General features: G+C 56.5%; 1 pseudogene. It reads left to right on the top strand.

The features are described 5' to 3' along the window. Positions 1–223: pseudogene (locus ABLQ08_RS32780) on the top strand (hypothetical protein); the annotation flags it as partial.

The raw sequence follows: 223 nt of genomic DNA, 5'->3' as shown, positions 1-223 counted from the left end.
GGTGCGGTGAAGGTTGATATTCGTTGGAACGGACGCAATGTCGGCAGCAGCGAAGGCAAAGACAGCTTCACGTCAATCGAGAACGTGACAGGGTCCGGCTTCAATGACTGGTTGTCCGGAGACGGCAACGCCAATGTTTTAACCGGTGGCAATGGAAACGACATTCTGCTGGGACAAGGCGGGGCCGATACGCTGATTGGCGGCGACGGCGACGACAATCTCA

It is taken from the genome of Roseibium sp. SCP14, assembly GCF_040329475.1.
Taxonomy (GTDB): domain Bacteria; phylum Pseudomonadota; class Alphaproteobacteria; order Rhizobiales; family Stappiaceae; genus Roseibium.
This window is presented reverse-complemented; position numbering and strand designations above follow the sequence as displayed.